Genomic DNA, 19,646 nt, shown 5'->3' on the forward strand with positions numbered 1-19,646 from the left:
AATCAAAAAACGAAAAAACTTTAAACAATCGTCAAATGAAAATTGCAACTTATAATGTAAATGGTGTGAATGGCAGATTGCCCGTGCTGCTGCGGTGGCTAAGCGAAACGCAGCCAGATATCGCCTGTCTGCAGGAACTGAAAGCACCGCAGGAAAAATTCCCTGAGGAAGCGATCCTCGAAGCGGGTTATGAAGCGTTGTGGCTCGGACAGAAAAGTTGGAATGGTGTTGCAGTCCTGTCAAAGATCGGGAAACCGGAGGTGTCGCGTACTTCTCTTCCCGGCGATGATTCAGACGATGCGAGCCGTTATCTTGAAGTGAAAGTAAAGGATTTAATTATCGCTTGTCTTTATCTGCCTAACGGAAACCCAGTGCCGGGACCAAAATTTGATTATAAGATGGGTTGGTTCGAACGGCTGGACGCCCACGCGGAAATGCTGATCAATTCAGGAAAAAAGGTTATTCTAGCTGGTGATTTCAATGTGATGCCGACTGAAAACGATGTGTACAAGCCGGAAAAATTTAAAAACGATGCCCTATTTTTGCCCGAAATCCGCGAAGCATTTCACAACCTGATCGGTCAGGGCTGGACGGATGCGATCAGGCATTTGTATCCGAACGAAACGATCTACACCTTTTGGGATTATTTCCGCAATGCTTACCAGCGAAACGCCGGCATGCGGATCGATCATTTCCTGCTTTCGCCTGAGGTTTTGCCCCAACTGAAAAAGGCAGGTGTTGACACCGATGTCCGTGGCTGGGAAAAATCGAGTGATCATGGGCCAGTGTGGATCGAACTTAAATGAAATTATTAAAATTTAATAAAAAAGAAAGACGTCTTCCTCGTGGGAGACGTCTTTCAATTAAAATCAAAAATCTTAATCCAAACCACCTTTTCTGGTTGGCTCTTTCACTTCGGGCCACTTCATCCGCTCGCCAGTACGTGAGTCAACCGGAAGTTTGATCTTCTCGCCGGATGCTTTTTCGGGATCTTCACTTGCCATGTAAGTCAGGATCGCGATAAGCGCCACGTTGCTTTTCACATCATCAAAAACAATCTTATCATACGTATCGCGGTTGGTATGCCAGGTGTAATTTCCATAGCTCCAGTTCAGCGACCCGAGCATGAAAGCAGGCACGCCAGCGGCCACAAAAGACGCGTGATCAGATCCGCCACCACCCGGAAAGCCCGGGAAGGTAGTCTTGATATCTTTTGTGAGTTCTTTCGGTACTGCGTTCAGCCATCGTCCTAAATAATCATAAGCGTGTAAAAAGCCCTGTCCGCTGATATTTGCGATACGCCCTGTACCGTTGTCCTGGTTAAATACCGCCTGGATTTTTGGCATCTGGTCTTTGTGCGCAGAAACGTAGCCGCGGGAGCCGTTCAGACCCTGTTCCTCGCTGCCCCAAAGTCCGACGATGATGGTACGTTTAGGATTTGGATATAATTTTTTAAGGATTCTCGCTACTTCCATCATGGTGATAGTTCCGGTTCCGTTGTCGGTAGCACCGGTACCGCCGTCCCACGAATCGAGGTGAGCGGACAGAATGATGTACTCATCCGGCTTGTCCGAACCTCGGATTTCAGCCACCGTATTGAAAGTCGGCGCCATACCGCGGTCATTCGAATTGGCCGTGATCTTAAGTTTCGGTGTAGTTTTGTGTTGGATCATGCGGTAAAGCTGTCCGTAATCTTCAAGCGAGATATCAACAACCGGGATTTTTTTCGTGCCCGCGGAGAAAATTTTGTTAACGCCAAAACCTCTGGACCAGTTGGAGGAGACAATTCCGGCCGCGCCGGCCGCTTCAAGCTTCGCATTCAACGTGCGAGATGTTTCGCCAGTCGCTTTTATAGAAGCTTGCCACTTTTCGGACGCCAGTTCTGATTCTTTTTTCATTTTTTCAAATGATTCGGGTGTCGCAAATTCCTTCCAGTTATATTCAGGGCGTCCCGTAGACTGATACTGAGAAACCATTACAAATTTGCCTTTAACGGTTGGGAGCCAGCTTTGAAACTGTTCTGCGCTTGTAAATTCTGGCAACATCATTACGTCAGCCGTAACGCCTTTTGAACCGGTTGCCGGACTGAACGCCAGTTGCATTCCTTCAATAGAACGGTTGTGTGGCGCTACCATTTCGATAGTGGAAGTTCCTCTTTCCCACGATTTCCATTCACCCCATTGCTCGTTTTTGGCGTTGATGCCCCAGTTTTTAAATCTTTCAACCGCCCAGTCGTGCGACTGCTGCATTTTCGGGCTACCGACCAAACGGGGCCCAATGCCATCGAGAAGTTCATACGCAAGCTGCTCGAGCTGCGAATTCTGGTAAGTCTCATTCATGATTTTCTGCACCATCGGATCGGTGGTCTGCGCATTCAGGTTTGCGGCAAACACCGTAGAAAGCATTATTGCTTTAACGTAATGTCTCATTATTAATAATTTTTGCGATGAAGATAATAAATTTAAGCCACGTTTTAAAACGAAGTTGTGCTGCAATCGGTTCTGGAAAGGCTTTCCTAAAGCAAATCGCGGTGAATTTTTTCCATAAAGGCATGCGTTTCGCTGTGTTTGAATTTTTGTAATTTTAATGGAAATGACTAATTTCAAACCTTTCAATAATAATCTTTAATTAAAAATTAAGCTATGAATTTAATTATCCGACTTCTGATTACGGCTGTTGTAGCGTTCTTTCTGACTAAAATTCTGTCCGGTGTACATTTCGAAGGATTTTCTACCGCGATTGTGTTTGCAATCGTTCTCGGTGTCTTAAACCTTATCGTAAAGCCGATCCTGAGCATCTTAGGTTTGCCGCTGACAATCATCACACTTGGATTATTCTCGTTCGTCATCAATGCTATCGTGATTCTGATCGCCGATTATTTCATTGACGGAATGACCGTAGACGGTTTTTGGTGGGCGCTGATTTTCAGTATCGCACTTTCACTGATCACGTCGTTACTTGGCGGGATCGCTGGGTCATCAGATGATTAGATCAAATATTTAAATATCAAGATTTAACCTGAAAACCGCGCGGTGCAACCATGTGTTGAGCTTCTACGCTTGCTTTGCTTCCAAACCACTTTTTAAGAGTTGAAAGTTTAACATCATTTCCCGCGGGAACATGAGATGTTTCCCGAGATTCTGCGCACACCGATTTTAGGTGTACCTTAATTTTTTATCTTTGTGCAGCACCGTCGTGCTATGCAGCACTTCATCATTTAATATATCCTTTATGAACTTTAAAAACTCATTGCTCGCGCTGGCCGCGCCTTTTCTAATGAACGCACAGAATGTGATGACGCCCGAAACTTTGTGGACACTGAACAAGATTGGCGTCAGCGCCGTTTCGCCGGATCATTCTTCACTGATCTACTCAGTTGGGAAAACCGATTTGAAAACGGAAAAAAACAATAAGACTAATTTTTTCTTTAACATTAAAAGTGCGGAAACTACCTCACTTGATTTAGGCAAAAAAGCGCTGATACAATGGGACGCAAACGGTTTATATGCGTCAGAAGGCGGTAAGATCTTCCTTTCCAAAGATGCCGGAAAGACGTGGACCGAATTTTACAATATCGGTGATGTCGACAACATAGTTGTTTCTCCTGACGGGAAGAAAGTAGCGTTCAGCAAGCAGGTTTTGGTGGAGACGGTCCTCGGTAAAGATAAATACAAGGACGTTCCGAAATCTACCGCACACATCTACACAGACCTCAATCACCGGCATTGGGATTATTTTAATGAAGGAAAATACAACCATGTTTTTGTGGTGAATGTGGCTGATGATGTGTCTTCAGCTAAAGATTTGCTCGAAGGAAAGCCCTGGGATGCACCGCAACGGCCATTTGGTGGCGCTGAAGATTTCATCTGGAGTCCGGATTCAGCGCAGCTTTTATATGTAACCAAACCTTTAAGCGGCGCTGAATATGCGAAATCGACCAATACCGATATTTTCGTCTATGAGTTGGCGAACGGTATCACGACCAATTTGACAGCCGATAACAAAGGTTATGATGTAGGTCCGAAATTTTCGCCCGACGGCAAGACGCTTTTGTGGCAATCTATGGCGCGCGACGGTTATGAAGCTGATAAAAATGATGTGAAAATCATGGACTGGAAGACACGCAAAGTGCAGAATCTCACGCAAAACTGGGATGAAAGTGTAGTAGGCGATGTTTTCTGGACAAAAGATTCGAAAACAATTTATTTCACGACCGCATTTCGTGGAACGCGCCAGCTGTTTTCATTAAATCCGAAAAATGCAAAGATCCAGCAGATTACGAAAGGAGACTTTGATGTTACCGAAATTTATGCGCAGGACAAAAACTCGCTTCTGGTAGGAAGAACAGACATGAATCATAACGCTGATCTCTTCAAAGTAAATTTGAAAAATGGTGAAATGGTGCGTGCGACGGACATCAATAAAGAGAATTACGCAAAGATCACACCTTCACGAACCGAACTTAAAATGGTGAAAACCACGGACGGTAAAGAAATGGGCGTGTGGTTCATTTACCCACCGAATTTTGATGCTTCAAAAAAATATCCCACCTTGCTTTATTGCCAGGGCGGACCTCAATCTGCGCTTACGCAGACTTTCAGCACACGTTGGAATTTTGCGCTGATGGCCGCTAACGATTACATCATCGTCGCACCTAACCGTCGCGGAATGCCAGGTTGGGGTACGAAATGGAACGAACAGATCTCTCAGGACTGGGGCGGGCAGGTAATGCAGGACTATCTGGCAGCTACAGATTACGCCAAAACACTTCCTTACGTGGATGGTGACCGAATGGGTGCCGTGGGCGCAAGTTACGGCGGATACAGCGTGTTTATGCTGGCCGGTATCCACGAGAACCGTTTCAAGACTTTCATCGCGCATGACGGGCTTTTCGATATGCAATCGTGGGCGCTGACCACCGAAGAACTTTGGTTTGCAAACTGGGATATCGGAAAACTGACGGACAAACCTTTGCCAAAAGCCTTCACCGATTTTAATCCGATCAATTTCGTGGATAAATGGAACAAACCTATCATGATCATTCAGGGTGGAATTGATTACCGCGTGCCTTACGAGCAGGGCCAGGAAGCTTTCCAGGCGGCAAAACTGCACGGTCTGAAAGCGAAATTCCTGTATTTCCCGAATGAGAACCACTGGGTGCTGAATCCGCACAATGCACTTGTTTGGCAACGCGAATTCTTCGGATGGCTGAAAGAAACACTTTAAAAACAAAATGGCTTTTGAGATTTCAAAAGCCATTTTTTTATGCGAAATATTTAAAACTAGAGCTGTACCCTAATCTTGAATCCGGAAGAGATACGCACCGTCAGCTGGTCTGCAGTGGGCGTGGAAGCCATCACTTCAAAGATGAGTGAGTTTTCGTTGGTCCTGAAATAATTGATCAGTTCCTCATCCACGACCGTGAATGTGATGGTATCAGGATTTGTGTTGTCGTAGGCAGTAGCGATCAACCTTTCCGGTTGATTGGGCGCTTTCACATAGATTCTTGCGTTTCTTATCGCATTTAGCCGTGTGTCTAGTGTTGAACTTACAAAGTCGACTTTCAGCGTGCTCAGTTTTACCGATTTCAGGTTGTTGATAGAGTAGTTGGGGTTGTTCTCTTTAATTTTTGCATCAAGATTGATGTTCATCGGGATTTCCGGTGTACGTGTATATGTGGTGGTACTCACCGCCGCAAGCGGCACGGGAACATTAGTGGAAAACGGCACGTCAAACGGTGGCAGAGCGTCCAGAACGGTATTTACGATATCGCGGCAGCTGCTCACGATCAGCATGGCGAATAATCCGAAGATCAGTGATAACTTTTTCATAACATAAATTTTTATATTTTTAGGTCTTACATTTATCATTCCATTATTTTTTATTCTTATTTAAAAATTTATGGCGGACCGCATCACATCTTTTCCTCCGATCATTTCCGAAACATCTAAGGTCCTGATTCTCGGTTCCGCGCCTGGCGTAAAATCGCTTCAAATGCAGCAATATTATGCGCATCCGCAAAACCAGTTTTGGAAGATCCTGTTTCACTTATTTGAGGAAGAATTTCAGATTGATTACGACGCCAGAAAGCAACTTTTAGCCAAATATGACATTGCACTTTGGGATGTCATTGATTCTTGCGAGCGTGAGGGAAGTTCGGATGCGAAAATCCGGAAAGAGGAACATAATGACGTACTTCAGCTTATTTCCGATTATCCTAATATAAAAGCTGTTTTCAGCAATGGGCAAAAATCGTCGAAAGAAGTTCAGAAAATACTAGGAAAGGATTCGCAAATTCCGTTTGGGGTTTTGCCTTCTACAAGTCCGCTTCATACCATCGGTTTTGAGAAGAAACTGGAAGCGTGGAAAGTCGTTAAAACATTTTTATGAGAAAATCTTTACTTGTATCATTAATGTTATTCTGTGCAGGCATAAATGCACAAACCTACGCATTCGATTTTCTCACTAAATATAAGTTGAAAACTAAAGATCCAAAACACGAAGGGGAATCGGTAAATTATTTTAATTCTGATGATTTCGCTTATTATATGCATTTAGTGAAAGGTCCGGATTCTTTCCGTGCATTATTAACCGACAGAGGAAGAATGCTCGCACATCGCTTTACCGTTACAGAAAGTAAGGTAAAGGGCGAAATATATTTTAGCTTCACGTACGATTCTTCATTTAAACTGAATGGTAGATCAAAAGAGACTGAAAAAAGAATTGAATTTATGGAGGTCCCGGGTTCAACTCACCAGGTCCTGATGAAGAAATACACCTCAAAAAAAGCCAAAAAACCAGAGTCCGAGGAACGGCTAACTTTAAGTCCTGCCAATAAGAACCTCTTCCGAATGTACAGCATCAGCCGCTCGAGCGAGGTTGACTACGGAATCAATTATCCGGGGAACCATATTGTAACCCGCGCCGAAATAACTGAAGGCAAGGAGAATTGCGAAGTTGTACTCGATGAATATATGAATGTGACCTTGTAGTGACGCTGCCTGGAGAACTTAAATTCTAGCCAGCATCCAAAAACTTGACTTTCCTCTTTCAAATCCGTACCTTTGCAGGCCGAAAATTATTCTTTCGGACCCTAATTTTTAAACCGTAATTTAAAAAAATGAAGACATCTGATTTTAACTTCCACCTGCCGGAAGAGCTTCTGGCCGAACATCCTTCTGAACACAGAGACGACGCAAAACTGATGGTTTTGGACCGTAAAACTGAAACCATCGAGCACAAATATTTCCGTGATGTGGTAGATTATTTCGAGGAAAAAGACCTTTTTATCTTTAATAATACCAAAGTATTCCCGGCAAGACTTTATGGAAATAAAGAAAAGACCGGCGCGAAGATCGAGGTTTTCCTTCTTCGTGAGCTTGACCGCGAAACCCGTGTTTGGGACGTTTTGGTAGATCCGGCGCGCAAAATACGTATCGGGAACAAACTTTTCTTTACTGAAGACGAATCACTTGTTGCGGAAGTTATTGACAACACCACTTCACGTGGACGTACCTTAAGATTCCTATATGACGGATCTTATGAGGAATTCCGAACCAAACTGAAAGAATTAGGTGAAACTCCACTTCCAAAATATATCAAAAGAGCCGTAGAACCCGAAGATGCTGAGCGTTACCAAACAATTTACGCCAAGCACGAAGGTGCTGTTGCTGCGCCAACGGCCGGGCTTCACTTCTCGAAAAACCTGATGAAGCGCCTTGAGATAAAAGGAATCGATTTTGCCGAAGTGACACTTCACGTTGGTCTTGGAACTTTCAATCCAATTGAAGTTGAAGACCTGAGCAAGCACAAAATGGAGTCGGAAGAAGCGATTATCGACCAGAAAAATGCGGATATCATCAACAATGCAGTAGCTGAGCAGCGACGCGTTTGTGCCGTGGGAACTACAACGATGCGCGCACTGGAAACCTCGGTATCATCAAATAAGAAAATCGGGCCTTACCACGGTTGGACGAACAAATTCATCTTCCCACCACATGATTTTGGTGTAGCCAATTCAATGATAACGAACTTTCACACGCCTAAATCTACGCTGCTGATGATGATTGCTGCGTTTGCGGGGAAAGACTTCCTGATGCATGCTTACGAAGAAGCCATCAAAAACGAGTACAAATTTTACTCGTACGGTGATGCAATGCTGATTCTTTAAGAAATTATAAATTATTGATTTTAAATTTTGGATTAAAGGAACAGACCTTTTTAATCCAAAATTTAAAATCTAAAATCTAAAATCAGGTTTGAAGGACATCCGCACCTTATCTCTCGAAGATTTACAGAAATATTTCGTAACGCTCGGTGAAAAACCATTCCGTGCGAAGCAGGTTTATGACTGGCTGTGGAGTAAGAATCTCCACTCCATCGAGGAGATGACGAATCTTTCGAAAGAGTTGCGGGAGAAAATTGCGCTTGAATATACCATCAACCCGATTTCGGTTGACCTTCTGCAAAAATCCAAGGACGGAACCATTAAAAACGGCGTGAAACTTCACGACGGTCTATTGGTAGAATCTGTTCTCATCCCTACAGAAACGCGCACCACCGCTTGTGTCTCATCACAGGTGGGATGTTCGCTCAACTGTGAATTCTGCGCTACTGCAAAACTGAAAAGGATGCGGAACCTAGAAGTTGCGGAAATCGTAGATCAGGTCGCACTTATCGATCAGCAAAGCAAAATGTATTTTGATCGGCCGCTCTCCAATATCGTTTTTATGGGCATGGGCGAGCCTATGATGAACTATAAAAACGTGGTGGAAGCCATCAGGAAAATCACTACACCCGAAGGTTTAGGCATGTCACCAAGACGGATCACGGTGTCAACCTCGGGCATACCGAAAATGATAAAGATGCTAGCGGACGAAAATCTGCGTGTGAACCTGGCACTCTCACTCCATTCTGCTATCGAAAGAACCCGGAACGAAATAATGCCTTTTTCTGAAAAGTTTCCACTGACGGAAATCATGGAGGCATTGCAGTATTGGTATCAAAAAACCGGCAATCCGGTCACTTACGAATATTGCGTTTGGGGTGGAATAAATGATGATGACGAACACATTAAAGCCTTGATCAGGTATTCTAAAAAAGTACCGTCAAAAGTAAATTTGATTCAGTATAACCCGATTGGTGAAGGAAAATTTGATCACAGAAGTGTGGAAGCCGAAGAAAGGTACGTCCGCGAACTTTCAAACGCAGGAATCAACGTGCTTGTGCGCCGCAGCCGCGGTGGCGATATAGATGCGGCATGCGGACAGCTTGCCAATAAAGCCGGTGACTGATGTTTTCGCACAAGGGTAAAACCCGCACAGAAAAGCACAATCTTGCGATCGCTTCACTTTTAAGTTTTGTGGCCGGGCTTGTGAATGTTGTCGGTTTCTTCTCTGTAAATACGCTCACAACCAACGTTACCGGTCATTTCGCATTCTTTATTGATGAAGCTTTTCACAGGAATATCTATCTGGCATTTAACGCCGCATTTTACGTCTTTTCCTTTTTCGTCGGCGCATTTTTCTCAAGTTTCGTAGTAGAAATTTACCTCCGCCGGCGTGAGAATCTAATGTACGTAATTCCAACACTGGTTGAAGCATTTATTTTAATTGGCATCGGTCTGTCGGGCAGTTGGCTGGTGGAAAACAATCCGGATATTGTGGCTTTTGCGCTTTTATTCGCGATGGGAATGCAGAATGCACTGGTGACCACCATTTCGAATGCAGTGGTCCGAACAACCCATCTCACCGGACTTTTCACCGATATGGGCATAGAATTTTCCCAACTTTTCTTTTACCGTGACCGGGCCAACCGCATTAAACTATTAAAATCAATCAGGCTGCGTCTAACAATCATCTGGATGTTTTTTGCAGGCGGTATTGCGGGTGGTTATTTGCATTCCGAATTCGGATTAAACGCCCTTCTGTTCGGTGCATTTCTTCTGTTAGCCGGCCTTCTTCTCGATTTTATTAAAATCCGTATCTTGCTCAGAAGACATGCAAACAATGTATAGACTGTTCATTTTCTCCTTCCTTTTTCTTCTACAGAGTTTCACGGCACAACAGACCAGATTTTTTAAACTAAAAAAGTATGAAACCGCAGCTTTTAGCGACACACTGAAAGAAAATTCGGGTCTGAGTTTCTTTAATGGCAAACTTTACACAATCAATGATGGAGGGAACTCATCCGAAATTTTCGAGATTGATCCAAAGTATGCAAAAATTAAAAGCAGCTTTCAAACATCAGTAAAAAACGTGGACTGGGAGGCCATTGCGAGTGATTCTGTTTCGCTGTACGTTGGTGACGTCGGAAACAACGCCGGCACGCGGAAGGATTTGAAGATATATAAATTCGCGGCGGACAGCCTGCGGACTTCCGGTTATCAGCCTAAAATCATTTCATATTACTATCCGGAACAAACCGATTTTACAAGGCGTATAATCAACAATGATTATGATGCAGAAGCGATGATTTTCCTGAACGGTAAAATCCATATTTTCACTAAAGAATGGGCTTCCAGGGCGACAAGTCATTACATCATCGATCCAACTTTAAAGTTTTCCCAGCCAGCCCAGAAAACTGAATCGTACAACACCGGTTTTGTGGTGACTGACGCTGAGTATTACGAAGGCAAACTGTATCTCATTGGTTATACAAAATCTACCGAAGTTTATCTGATGGTATTTGAAGAAACTCAACCGGGAATGTTTTTCGGCGGTCCAGTCAGGAAATATTATCTCGGGTCATCAGTCACCCTGGGGCAAATTGAAGGTATTGCGGCTGATGACCACGGACTTTATATTTCCGGCGAAGAATTCCGGCATCCGATGGGAAAGGTGAAACCGCGGTTGTATTTTGTACCGCATGAAAAACTGAGATAAGTTCGATGGCATTTGGGCTGCTTTGATTCTCAAAAAGTCCTCAGCTGACTTGATTTTAATTATATTTGTCATCATTTTTAAATAACCCCCTTTACCAGACATTTTGTGGCCAATACCGTAGAAGAAATCCGAACGCCCATTGCTGCGGAAATGAAACTTTTCGAGCAGAAGTTTTACGAATCCATGAAGAGTAATGTTCCGTTGCTCGACAAGGTAACGCGGTTTATTGTGACCACAAAAGGCAAACAGATGCGTCCGATGTTCGTGTTTCTATGTGCAAAACTGGTCGGGGAGGTGAACGAAAAGACCTTTCGTGGGGCATCAATGATCGAACTGATCCACACCGCAACACTTGTACATGATGATGTGGTAGATGAAAGTTTTAAACGCCGGAACTTCTTCTCGATCAATGCCCTATGGAAAAACAAAATTGCAGTTTTGGTGGGCGATTATCTGTTGTCAAAAGCGGTGCTTTTGTCTACAGACCATAAGGATTTTGATTTGCTTGCGGTAATTTCGCGCACGATCAGGGAAATGGCGGAAGGCGAGCTCCTGCAACTCGAAAAAGCGCGAAAACTTGATATCACGGAAGACGTTTACTACGAAATCATCCGGCAAAAAACGGCTACGCTGATTGCAGCCTGTTGCGAAATCGGTGTATTATCAAACGGTGTAGACGAAGCTTTAGGCAAAAAAATGATGGAATTCGGCACACTCACAGGCATGGCATTCCAGATCAAAGACGATCTTTTCGATTATCTCACTTCAAATTTTATTGGAAAACCTGTCGGCATCGATATCAAAGAGCAGAAAATGACGTTGCCGCTCATTTATACATTGAGTAATGCAACTCCCGAGAACCGGAAATATTACTTAAATACAATCCGCCGCTATAATAATGACACGAAACGTGTAAAGGAACTTATTGCGTTCGTGAAATCGTCCGGAGGGCTCGATTATGCGGTCGATGTGATGAAAAATTACCAGTTGCGGGCAAAGAATATTCTGGATGAATTCCCCGATGGTGAGGCGAAACAGTCTTTAATGTTGATGCTAGATTACGTGATTGAACGTAAGTTTTAATTACCCTTTTTCAATAACTCCTGCAAATGCTGTGCGTTTTTCAGCGCTGCTGTTCCCCAGGTATTATTAAAAAAGACATAGACATCGCGGTCACTTCCTTTGATTTTTTCGGCTAAATTCTGCAATTCAGCGTCGGTGTATTCAGATTTAAACATTACCGGCACGCCATGCAGGCGATAATAAGCTGTTTTTTCGTGATTTGTAATAAATTCATCACTGATTCCTTTCGGATAGCTCACGCCTGAAAATATGAGGTTGTTTTGTTTTAATATTTCAAATATATCCTCGCGCCACCAGCTGCTGTGCCTGAATTCGATAACATTCAGATAGTTGGAATTAACTGTACTGAGGACTTTTTGAAGATTTTCTTCACTATAATGATATGACGGAGGCAACTGAAACAAAAATCCCGCAAGTTTTTTCCCCAAACCTTCAGAAATATAATCGCAGAAAGCTGAAACTTCCTGCATGGTACTCTCGAGTTTAAGGATGTGCGTAATGGTTTTGGGAATTTTAATGAAGTAACGGAAATCCTCGTGTACCGCTGACCGCCACTTTTCAAGCGTTTGTTGCCGCGGTTTCCGATAGAATGTTGAATTGATCTCTACAGCATTGAACTTTGTAGAATAAAATGTGAGCTGTTCCTTCCCCGGCAGTTCTTCCGGATAGAAAATTCCTTTCCAGTCCCGGCCTGTGAAGCCGGAACAGCCCACATATATTTTATTCTTCATATTTGACGATAGCTGATGTGAGTGCTTTCCATTGAAATTCACTGGCGATCAGCATTCCGCCAAGTGCGACGATATTATTACGAACTTTTTCAATCATACCCACATCATCTTTATTAGGCACCTCGTTACGTCCGTGAACTTCTGCAATGACTTCGCGGCCTATGCGTTTTACAAGGAAATTCGATGTGGCTTTTGGGTCAAAGAAATGAGCGACGTGGTCATCCGGTTTTGTAGGGTTTGCGCAGGGCCGGACACGGATGTACACACACTCGTTATGCGCATCAGATTCTTCTTCGATATGCTCGATCTGTACCCAATCATAACCGTCACCCGTCTTATTGTGTAATCCGGGAGTTTTGATGCAAAAATAGTCCCCTCTTTTCGGTTCTTCGAGAAGGATTTCACCGTTACCGTCACGAAGCGAAAATTCAGCTTTTTCCTCACCTGCATAGAGCTCCCAGGAGTTCATGGCGAGAAATCTTTTCTTTACGGTTTGAAAATGCGCGATGGCGAGTTCTTCAGTTTCCAGCTCAATTTTGGAGGAAACATCGGTGGTTGCACCTGTTTGTTGTTTTGGGATTTTTTCGTCCATTGGTGTGTCAGTGTAGGTTACTTTGCGAATTCTTCCACAATTCTTTTGTTAAAGGCGGGAAGGTCAGCGGGTTTACGGCTCGTCGTCAGATTACCGTCTGTCACCACTTCCTCATCCACCCAGTTTGCCCCGGCGTTTTTGAGGTCAATTGCAACTGCTGCAAAAGAAGTCATTTTCTTGCCTTCAACCACGCCAGCGGTAATCAAGGTTTGTGGACCGTGGCAGATCGCCGCGACAGGTTTATCTGCACTGAAAAACTCCTTTACAAATGCTACTGCATCATCGTCCGCCCGTACTGCATCGGGATTAATGACACCGCCAGGAAGCAAAAGTGCGTCATATTTTGAAGCATCTGCATCAGACACCGTGCGGTCAACTTCTACAGAATCGCTCCATTCATGATCTTTCATCGATTTAATTTTTCCGGACTTAAGGGAAACGATTTCTACATCAGCACCTGCTTCTTTCAGTGCTTTTACCGGACTCTCAAGTTCTGACTGTTCATAGCCGTCAGCTGCTAAAACTGCAATTTTTTTGTTCGTAAGGTTTGCCATATTTAATATTTTAAAAAAAGGCTGCAAAAATATTGCCGCCTTTATTGCCAAAATTAAATGTGCCCACGTTTGACGAATTTTTAACGCATTTTTAAATTATTTCACATTTAAATCCACATTATTGAGCCTAAGTGAATTTAAAATGACCGAGACTGAACTTAAACTCATAGCCGCTGCAGCGATCATCGGACTTAGCAAAATTCCAAAGAAAGGGTAGAGGAGACCAGCCGCCACCGGAATACCAAGTGTGTTATAAATGAAGGCGAAAAACAGATTCTGCCGGATGTTTTTTACAAGATTTTCACTTAGGATCCGGGCTTTTGCCACGCCGGTGAGATCACCTTTCAGTAAAGTAATTTCTGAGCTTTCAATTGCCACATCTGTTCCCGTTCCCATCGCGATACCTACGTTTGCCTGTGCGAGGGCTGGAGCATCATTGATTCCGTCACCCGCCATCGCGACTATTTTTCCGGACTCCTGCAGGGATTTTATCCTTTCAAGTTTATCCTGCGGAAGCTGGGATGCATAAAACTTTTCAATACCGAGTTCTGCAGCGACGGCGGCAGCGGTCTGCTCGTTGTCACCGGTCATCATGATGACCTCTATGTTGTGCTTCCGCAGATACTTCAGTGCTTCTTTTGAGGTAGATTTTATCTTGTCGGAAAAACTTAAGAATCCGTAAACTTCGGTACCTTTCGTCAGGTAAGAAACGGTTTTGGCGTCCATCTGCATTTCCGTCACACGCTCGCGCACAGCCGCAGGAATTTCGATGTCAAACTGTTTAAGGAGTGCTTCATTACCGAGCAGAATTCGGTCCTGACCGATTATGCCTTTTATGCCTTTCCCTGAAATATTCTCAAAACCTTCAACTTTCGCAAACGTAAGGTTCTGCTTTGCAAATTCGGTTAAAACTGCATTTGCGAGCGGATGTTCAGAGTTTTGATTTAATGCGGCTGCCAAATGTAACACACTTTGCTGATCACCTGACGTTGAATAAATATGATCAAGGCTCGGTTTTCCTTCGGTAAGTGTGCCGGTTTTATCGGTTATAAGAATTTCTACTTTGTTCATCTGTTCCAGCGCCTCGGCATTTTTAATCAGAATCCCATTTCTGGCACCTTTACCGATTCCAACCATCAAACTCATCGGTGTAGCCAGACCCAGGGCACACGGACACGCGACGATAAGCACAGCGACAGAGTTTACTAGCGCTTTGATCAGCCTGTCTTCGCCGCCAAAAATGAACCAGGCAATGAATGTTAGAACTGCCACCGCGATCACGGTCGGGACGAATATCCGCGAAACTTTATCCACAAGCGTCTGAATTGGTGCACGGCTTCGGCTTGCATCCTGCACCATCCTGATGATGTGCGCAAGCAAAGTCTCATCGCCTACCTTTTCGGCAGTCATCAGGAAAACGCTGTTTCCGTTAATAGTTCCCGAAGTCACTTTGTCTCCGGATTTTTTCTCTACCGGAATCGGTTCACCAGTGATCATACTTTCATCGATACTCGAACTGCCGTCTGTAACCTTACCATCAACAGGTACTTTTTCGCCCGGCTTTACGCGAAGTATATCGCCGACCCTGATTTCTGAAAGCGGAACTTTCTTTTCAGTGCCATTCACCATTAAATTAGCTTCATCGGGCGAAAGATTCATCAGTTCCTTGATTGCATTTCCTGTTCGTCGGTGTGCTGCGGCGTCCATTAGCTGGCCTAAAATAACCAGCGTAAGAATTACGCAGACGGCTTCAAAATAGAGTGGTGCGCCTCCGCCATGACCCATCTCAGGAGGGAAAATGTTCGGGAAAAGCAGCGCGATAAGGCTGAATAGAAACGCTGCACATACACCCAACGCAATCAAACTGAACATATTCAGGTTCCAGGTCCTGAATGAATTCAAGCCGCGTTTTATAAGGAACCAGCCGGCATAAAAAAGTACGGGCAGCGAGAGAACTAATTCTATAAATCCGCGGACTTTTGGATCCAGTTGCAGATCAATGATCATTCCGCCCATTGAAAGAAGGAAAACCGGCAACGTGAAGGCAAGAGCAATGAAGAATTTACGTTTTAACAACTGATAAGTTCCGTCATCTTCGGCTTCACCTTTCGCCGGAATCTGCACCAGATCCATTCCGCAGACCGGGCAGCCGACATTTGAATCATAAACCCTGTCACCCTCGCAATACATCGGGCAATAGAACTTACCGGCGTTCTTGTCAGAATTTATTATTGGTTTAAGAACATCTGCAGGAGCATGAGCATGAGAATGTGAATTGGTCTGAGAGGCTGCTTTGAGGAGTTCCTCGTCAATCTTTTCCAAATGCATGTGGCAGACGGGGCAGCCAATATCTGAATCATAGGTTTTGTCACCTTCACAGAACATCGGACAAAAATATTCGCCCAGTTTATCATTAAAACTTTCCGGAAGATTGGTTTTGGAGAAAGTGACCGGCTTGTTTTGGTAATCTGCACGTTCCTCGATCGGGACCAGAAACATATTGCAGACCGGGCAGCGTTTTCCGGGTGTGAAATATACTTTTTCTCCTTCACATTCCATCGGGCAGTAGTAAACGGAGCTTGGTGAAATACGTTCAGAAGGTGGCGTGTGATTATGATGATTGTGGTTTTTCATAGAATCTTTTTTTCAAAGTTCGTGAAAGCACGCTGAAAACAGTTATAAATTTCAGGAACAATCTTATAGAATTCAGACTTGGTCTAGCGGAAACCGCTTCTGCGCTTTTATTTTTCTAAAATCGGATGGTGTGAAACCGGTGACCGTCTTAAACTGCGCTGAAAGATGCTGAACACTTCTATAGCCAAGCTTTCCGGCGATCTCGGTGAGCGAATCTTCGCCATACGAAAGCAGTTCCTTTACCTTTTCGATTTTTTGAAGTATAAAATACTGCTCGAGCGTGGTGGTTTCCAGCTGCGAAAAATTTTTAGAAATACTGCTGTAATCTTTGTTCAGATGTGTAGCGAGCGATTTCGACAGCAGAAAATCCTCAGAAATATCCAGCGAGTCAACTGTGAGGATGATGAACGTTTTCACCCGCTCGATTTCCTGGCGGGCGATATCTTCCAGAAGTTCGAAGCCGTTTGCATTTAATGCAGCTTCCACCATCATACGCTCAGCACCGGTCACTTCCCTCACGGTCTCAAGTTCTCCCAAATCAGCGGACAAAAGTTGAATTCCGGCATCGGCAAAAATTCGCTGCACCGCAGTGATGCAGCGGCCGCAAACCATATTTTTAATGAATACTTTCATCCTCGCTGCTCTTCAGCCGGTCTGCGATAAACTCTATTTTGGTTTTACCGTGAGGAGTGGGTTTGCCGTCCTCACTCACGCCTACGAAGATGATCTTTTCGATGGTGATAATAGTCTGCCGCGTCATCATATTCCGGACTTCGCAATAAAGCGTGATTGACGTACGGCCGAATTCCGTCGCTTCGATGCCGATTTCTATAATGTCGCCCTGCTTTGCCGAACTGATGAAGTTGATCTCAGAAATATACTTCGTCACGCACCGCGGTGTCTCCAGCTGAACGATTGCATAAAGCGCAGCTTCTTCATCAATCCACTGCAGAAGGCGGCCGCCGAAGAGCGTATGGTTTGGGTTAAGGTCTTCCGGTTTGATCCATTTTCGGGTATGGTAATTCATCTCGTAATTTTAATGTAAAATTACGGGAATGCGTTGAACTTTAGGTAAAATTAGCTGGCAATAAAGTTTTTTAAGCCGAAACTTCACTTATAAGGTGCTGTAAAGACTTAGATTATAATAAGTCAAAGTAAGTGCGTAAAAGCTCAGCTTCATCTTGTAAAGACCAATTTATTGTCCTTCGACATTTCTTCATCGATCCGATAGCCTTCCAGATTAAAGCCTTTCACTTCGTCCAGTTTCTGGATACTGTTTTCAGCGCAGTAACGAACCATCAGGCCACGCGCATGTTTTGTATAAACCACGATGGTTTTCGGTTTGCCGGATTTCATTTCGTAAAAATCGAAATCGATAACGGGTGCTTTCAGCTTCTTTTTGTCGAGAACTTTAAAGTATTCGTTGCTGGCCAGATTAAGGATGATGTCTTTTGATTTCAGCTCACTGTTGAACTGTTCTGTGATCCGGTGTCGCCAGAATTCGTACAGGTTTTTGTAGTTTTCGAATTCGAAATTCCGACCCATTTCAAGGCGGTAGAGCATTATTTTATCTGAAGGTTTCAGCAAACCGTACAAACCCGAAAGTATGCGGTAGTTTTTCTGCAGATATTTTATGGCATCGGCGTCTAAAGTTTTTGCGTCAAGTCCGCGATAGACTTCGCCGGTAAAAGCATACAGTGCGGCTGACGATTCTTTACTTGCCGGCTTTGGCGTCCACTGCTGGTTTCGTTCCCAGTTTTCATCGGCAAGTTTCGCAGATATTTCCATCAATTCAGACAGTTGGCGCGGAGTTTTTTCCTTTAAATAAGAATGTATCAAAGTTGCTTCCTCAATGAACGCCGGAGTAGTGGGTTTCAGCAGATCGCTTTTATAGTCCATGCTCATCAGTTTCGCGGGAGAGGTTACTATCTTCATTTATAAATATTAATTTTTCTGATATAATTCTTTGAAATGAGTGGAAATCCCGCGTCCCGACCTGAGTGGAGCTCTTTGCCGTTTACAAAACGGCAAAAGCGGGAACGGAGGGCGGATAAGACGCCCAAAAACTACAACTCGCCTTTGCCCTGACGAATGATTTCGGGCTCGCCAGTGGTAAGGTCTATAATGGTGGAAGCAACATTGTCTCCGAAGCCAGAATCGATCACGATGTCTACCAAATGGTCGAATTTTTCAGCGATAAGTTCGGGATCGGTCGAATATTCGATGACCTCATCTTCATCTTTTACGGACGTGGAGGCGATTGGATGACCCAGTTTCTCGACAATCATCTGCGGAATCATGTGGTCCGGTACACGAATTCCGACCGTTTTGTTGCCTTTATAAGCAAGTGGGAGACTTTTACCGGCTTCGAGAATAAAGGTAAAGGGTCCCGGGATTTTGCTTTTAAGGAATCTGAAAACCGGTGTATCAATCGGCCGGGTGAATGTAGAAAGGTGCCCGAGATCATTGCAGATAATAGAAAACTGAGCTTTTGCGAGCTTTAATTTTTTTATTGCAGCGAGCCTTTCCATCGCCCGGATATCAAAAATATTACAGCCAAGTGCGTAAACCGTATCAGACGGGTAGATGATGAGCCCGCCACTGTTCAGTGTTTTCACCACTTCATCGATCAGGTTTTCCTGAGGATTATCCGGATGTATTCTGATAATTTTTGCCATATTCAAATTTACAAAAAAGCCTTGAATTTGTTCCTCAGCAATTCCTCACAAAGAAAGAGAACCACTTTTGTGATTCTCTTTGCTTAGTAGTCCGCTTGGGCGGAACCCGAACGTGCGTTCGCCGCGGCGAATATGAGCCCTCCATCAGCCATAAAAAAAGAGAACCACTTTTGTGATTCTCTTTGCTTAGTAGTCCGCCGCGGCGGAACCCGGACGTGCGTTCGCCGCAGCGAATATGAGCCCTCCATCAAACAAAAAAAAGAGAACCACTTTTGTGATTCTCTTTGCTTAGTAGTCCGCCGCGGCGGAACTCGAACATGCGTTCGCCGCGGCGAATATGAGCCCTCCATCAAACAAAAAAAAGAGAACCACTTTTGTGATTCTCTTTGCTTAGTAGTCCGCCGCGGCGGAACTCGAACGTGCGTTCGCCGCGGCGAATATGAGCCCTCCATCAGCCATAAAAAAAGAGAACCACTTTTGTGATTCTCTTT

Annotated in this window: 20 protein-coding genes; 10 read left to right on the plus strand and 10 right to left on the minus strand. The window is 44.2% G+C overall.

The features are described from left to right. Positions 1–35: 35 nt before the first annotated feature. Complete coding sequence (xth, locus tag H9628_RS06365) at positions 36–806, plus strand: exodeoxyribonuclease III (protein ID WP_251833284.1); 771 nt, start codon at positions 36–38, stop codon at positions 804–806. A 72-nt stretch (positions 807–878) separates the two neighbouring features. Here the strand turns inward: xth and H9628_RS06370 are convergent, their stop codons facing one another. Further along, positions 879–2,429 (minus strand): M20/M25/M40 family metallo-hydrolase, encoded by a 1,551-nt coding sequence (locus tag H9628_RS06370; RefSeq protein ID WP_251833285.1) that lies wholly within the window; start codon positions 2,427–2,429, stop codon positions 879–881. Positions 2,430–2,642: 213 nt separating this feature from the next. Between H9628_RS06370 and H9628_RS06375 the strand changes: the two genes are divergently transcribed. Beyond that, entirely contained in the window at positions 2,643–2,990 is a 348-nt protein-coding gene (locus H9628_RS06375; protein ID WP_251833286.1) for a phage holin family protein, read from the plus strand. Between the two features lie 241 nt (positions 2,991–3,231). Continuing rightward, a complete protein-coding gene (locus tag H9628_RS06380; protein ID WP_251833287.1) occupies positions 3,232–5,226 on the plus strand; it encodes a S9 family peptidase in 1,995 nt (664 codons plus the stop codon). A gap of 56 nt (positions 5,227–5,282) precedes the next feature. Here the strand turns inward: H9628_RS06380 and H9628_RS06385 are convergent, their stop codons facing one another. After that, positions 5,283–5,831, minus strand: a complete 549-nt coding sequence (locus H9628_RS06385) for a hypothetical protein (RefSeq protein ID WP_251833288.1) — start codon at positions 5,829–5,831, stop codon at positions 5,283–5,285. A gap of 70 nt (positions 5,832–5,901) precedes the next feature. On the opposite strand from H9628_RS06385, the gene H9628_RS06390 reads away from it, so the two are divergent. The 7 genes from H9628_RS06390 (at position 5,902) to H9628_RS06420 (ending at position 11,966) form a co-directional block, all read left to right on the plus strand. Further along, complete coding sequence (locus H9628_RS06390) at positions 5,902–6,390, plus strand: DNA-deoxyinosine glycosylase (RefSeq protein ID WP_251833289.1); 489 nt, start codon at positions 5,902–5,904, stop codon at positions 6,388–6,390. Beyond that, a complete protein-coding gene (locus H9628_RS06395) occupies positions 6,387–6,992 on the plus strand; it encodes a hypothetical protein (protein WP_251833290.1) in 606 nt (201 codons plus the stop codon). The genes H9628_RS06390 and H9628_RS06395 overlap by 4 nt, the downstream gene beginning before the upstream one ends. 128 nt (positions 6,993–7,120) lie before the next feature. Then, entirely contained in the window at positions 7,121–8,170 is a 1,050-nt protein-coding gene (queA, locus tag H9628_RS06400; protein WP_251833291.1) for a tRNA preQ1(34) S-adenosylmethionine ribosyltransferase-isomerase QueA, read from the plus strand. An 88-nt stretch (positions 8,171–8,258) separates the two neighbouring features. Then, positions 8,259–9,293: a 23S rRNA (adenine(2503)-C(2))-methyltransferase RlmN gene (rlmN, locus tag H9628_RS06405; protein WP_251833292.1), complete on the plus strand. Its 1,035-nt coding sequence runs from the start codon at positions 8,259–8,261 to the stop codon at positions 9,291–9,293. Beyond that, positions 9,293–10,015, plus strand: a complete 723-nt coding sequence (locus tag H9628_RS06410; RefSeq protein ID WP_251833293.1) for a YoaK family protein — start codon at positions 9,293–9,295, stop codon at positions 10,013–10,015. The genes rlmN and H9628_RS06410 overlap by 1 nt, the downstream gene beginning before the upstream one ends. Beyond that, on the plus strand, positions 10,008–10,883 hold the full coding sequence (locus H9628_RS06415) for a hypothetical protein (RefSeq protein ID WP_251833294.1): 876 nt from the start codon (positions 10,008–10,010) through the stop codon (positions 10,881–10,883). The genes H9628_RS06410 and H9628_RS06415 overlap by 8 nt, the downstream gene beginning before the upstream one ends. A 105-nt stretch (positions 10,884–10,988) precedes the next feature. Further along, positions 10,989–11,966, plus strand: coding sequence for a polyprenyl synthetase family protein (locus tag H9628_RS06420; RefSeq protein ID WP_251833295.1), 978 nt, complete (start codon positions 10,989–10,991; stop codon positions 11,964–11,966). Here H9628_RS06420 and H9628_RS06425 read toward each other — a convergent pair. The 8 genes from H9628_RS06425 to H9628_RS06460 all read right to left on the minus strand — a co-directional run bounded on the left by H9628_RS06425 (position 11,963) and on the right by H9628_RS06460 (position 19,155). After that, positions 11,963–12,697: a DUF72 domain-containing protein gene (locus H9628_RS06425; RefSeq protein ID WP_251833296.1), complete on the minus strand. Its 735-nt coding sequence runs from the start codon at positions 12,695–12,697 to the stop codon at positions 11,963–11,965. The genes H9628_RS06420 and H9628_RS06425 overlap by 4 nt on opposite strands. Then, a complete protein-coding gene (locus H9628_RS06430; RefSeq protein ID WP_251833297.1) occupies positions 12,687–13,289 on the minus strand; it encodes a hypothetical protein in 603 nt (200 codons plus the stop codon). The genes H9628_RS06425 and H9628_RS06430 overlap by 11 nt, the downstream gene beginning before the upstream one ends. Positions 13,290–13,306: 17 nt before the next feature. Further along, positions 13,307–13,843, minus strand: coding sequence for a type 1 glutamine amidotransferase domain-containing protein (locus H9628_RS06435; RefSeq protein ID WP_251833298.1), 537 nt, complete (start codon positions 13,841–13,843; stop codon positions 13,307–13,309). A 96-nt stretch (positions 13,844–13,939) separates the two neighbouring features. Further along, positions 13,940–16,477: a copper-transporting P-type ATPase gene (locus tag H9628_RS06440; RefSeq protein ID WP_251833299.1), complete on the minus strand. Its 2,538-nt coding sequence runs from the start codon at positions 16,475–16,477 to the stop codon at positions 13,940–13,942. A gap of 72 nt (positions 16,478–16,549) precedes the next feature. Then, positions 16,550–17,110 carry a helix-turn-helix domain-containing protein gene (locus H9628_RS06445; RefSeq protein ID WP_251833300.1) on the minus strand — a complete coding sequence of 187 codons (561 nt, stop codon included), beginning with the start codon at positions 17,108–17,110 and terminating at the stop codon, positions 16,550–16,552. Beyond that, positions 17,094–17,504 carry an acyl-CoA thioesterase gene (locus H9628_RS06450; protein ID WP_251833301.1) on the minus strand — a complete coding sequence of 137 codons (411 nt, stop codon included), beginning with the start codon at positions 17,502–17,504 and terminating at the stop codon, positions 17,094–17,096. The genes H9628_RS06445 and H9628_RS06450 overlap by 17 nt, the downstream gene beginning before the upstream one ends. 149 nt (positions 17,505–17,653) lie before the next feature. Next, on the minus strand, positions 17,654–18,412 hold the full coding sequence (yaaA, locus tag H9628_RS06455; RefSeq protein WP_251833302.1) for a peroxide stress protein YaaA: 759 nt from the start codon (positions 18,410–18,412) through the stop codon (positions 17,654–17,656). Positions 18,413–18,543: 131 nt separating this feature from the next. Further along, positions 18,544–19,155 (minus strand): L-threonylcarbamoyladenylate synthase, encoded by a 612-nt coding sequence (locus H9628_RS06460; protein ID WP_251833303.1) that lies wholly within the window; start codon positions 19,153–19,155, stop codon positions 18,544–18,546. Positions 19,156–19,646 lie beyond the last annotated feature (491 nt).

The organism is Kaistella pullorum (assembly GCF_014837035.1).
In the GTDB taxonomy this organism is placed as follows: Bacteria; Bacteroidota; Bacteroidia; order Flavobacteriales; family Weeksellaceae; genus Kaistella; species Kaistella rhinocerotis.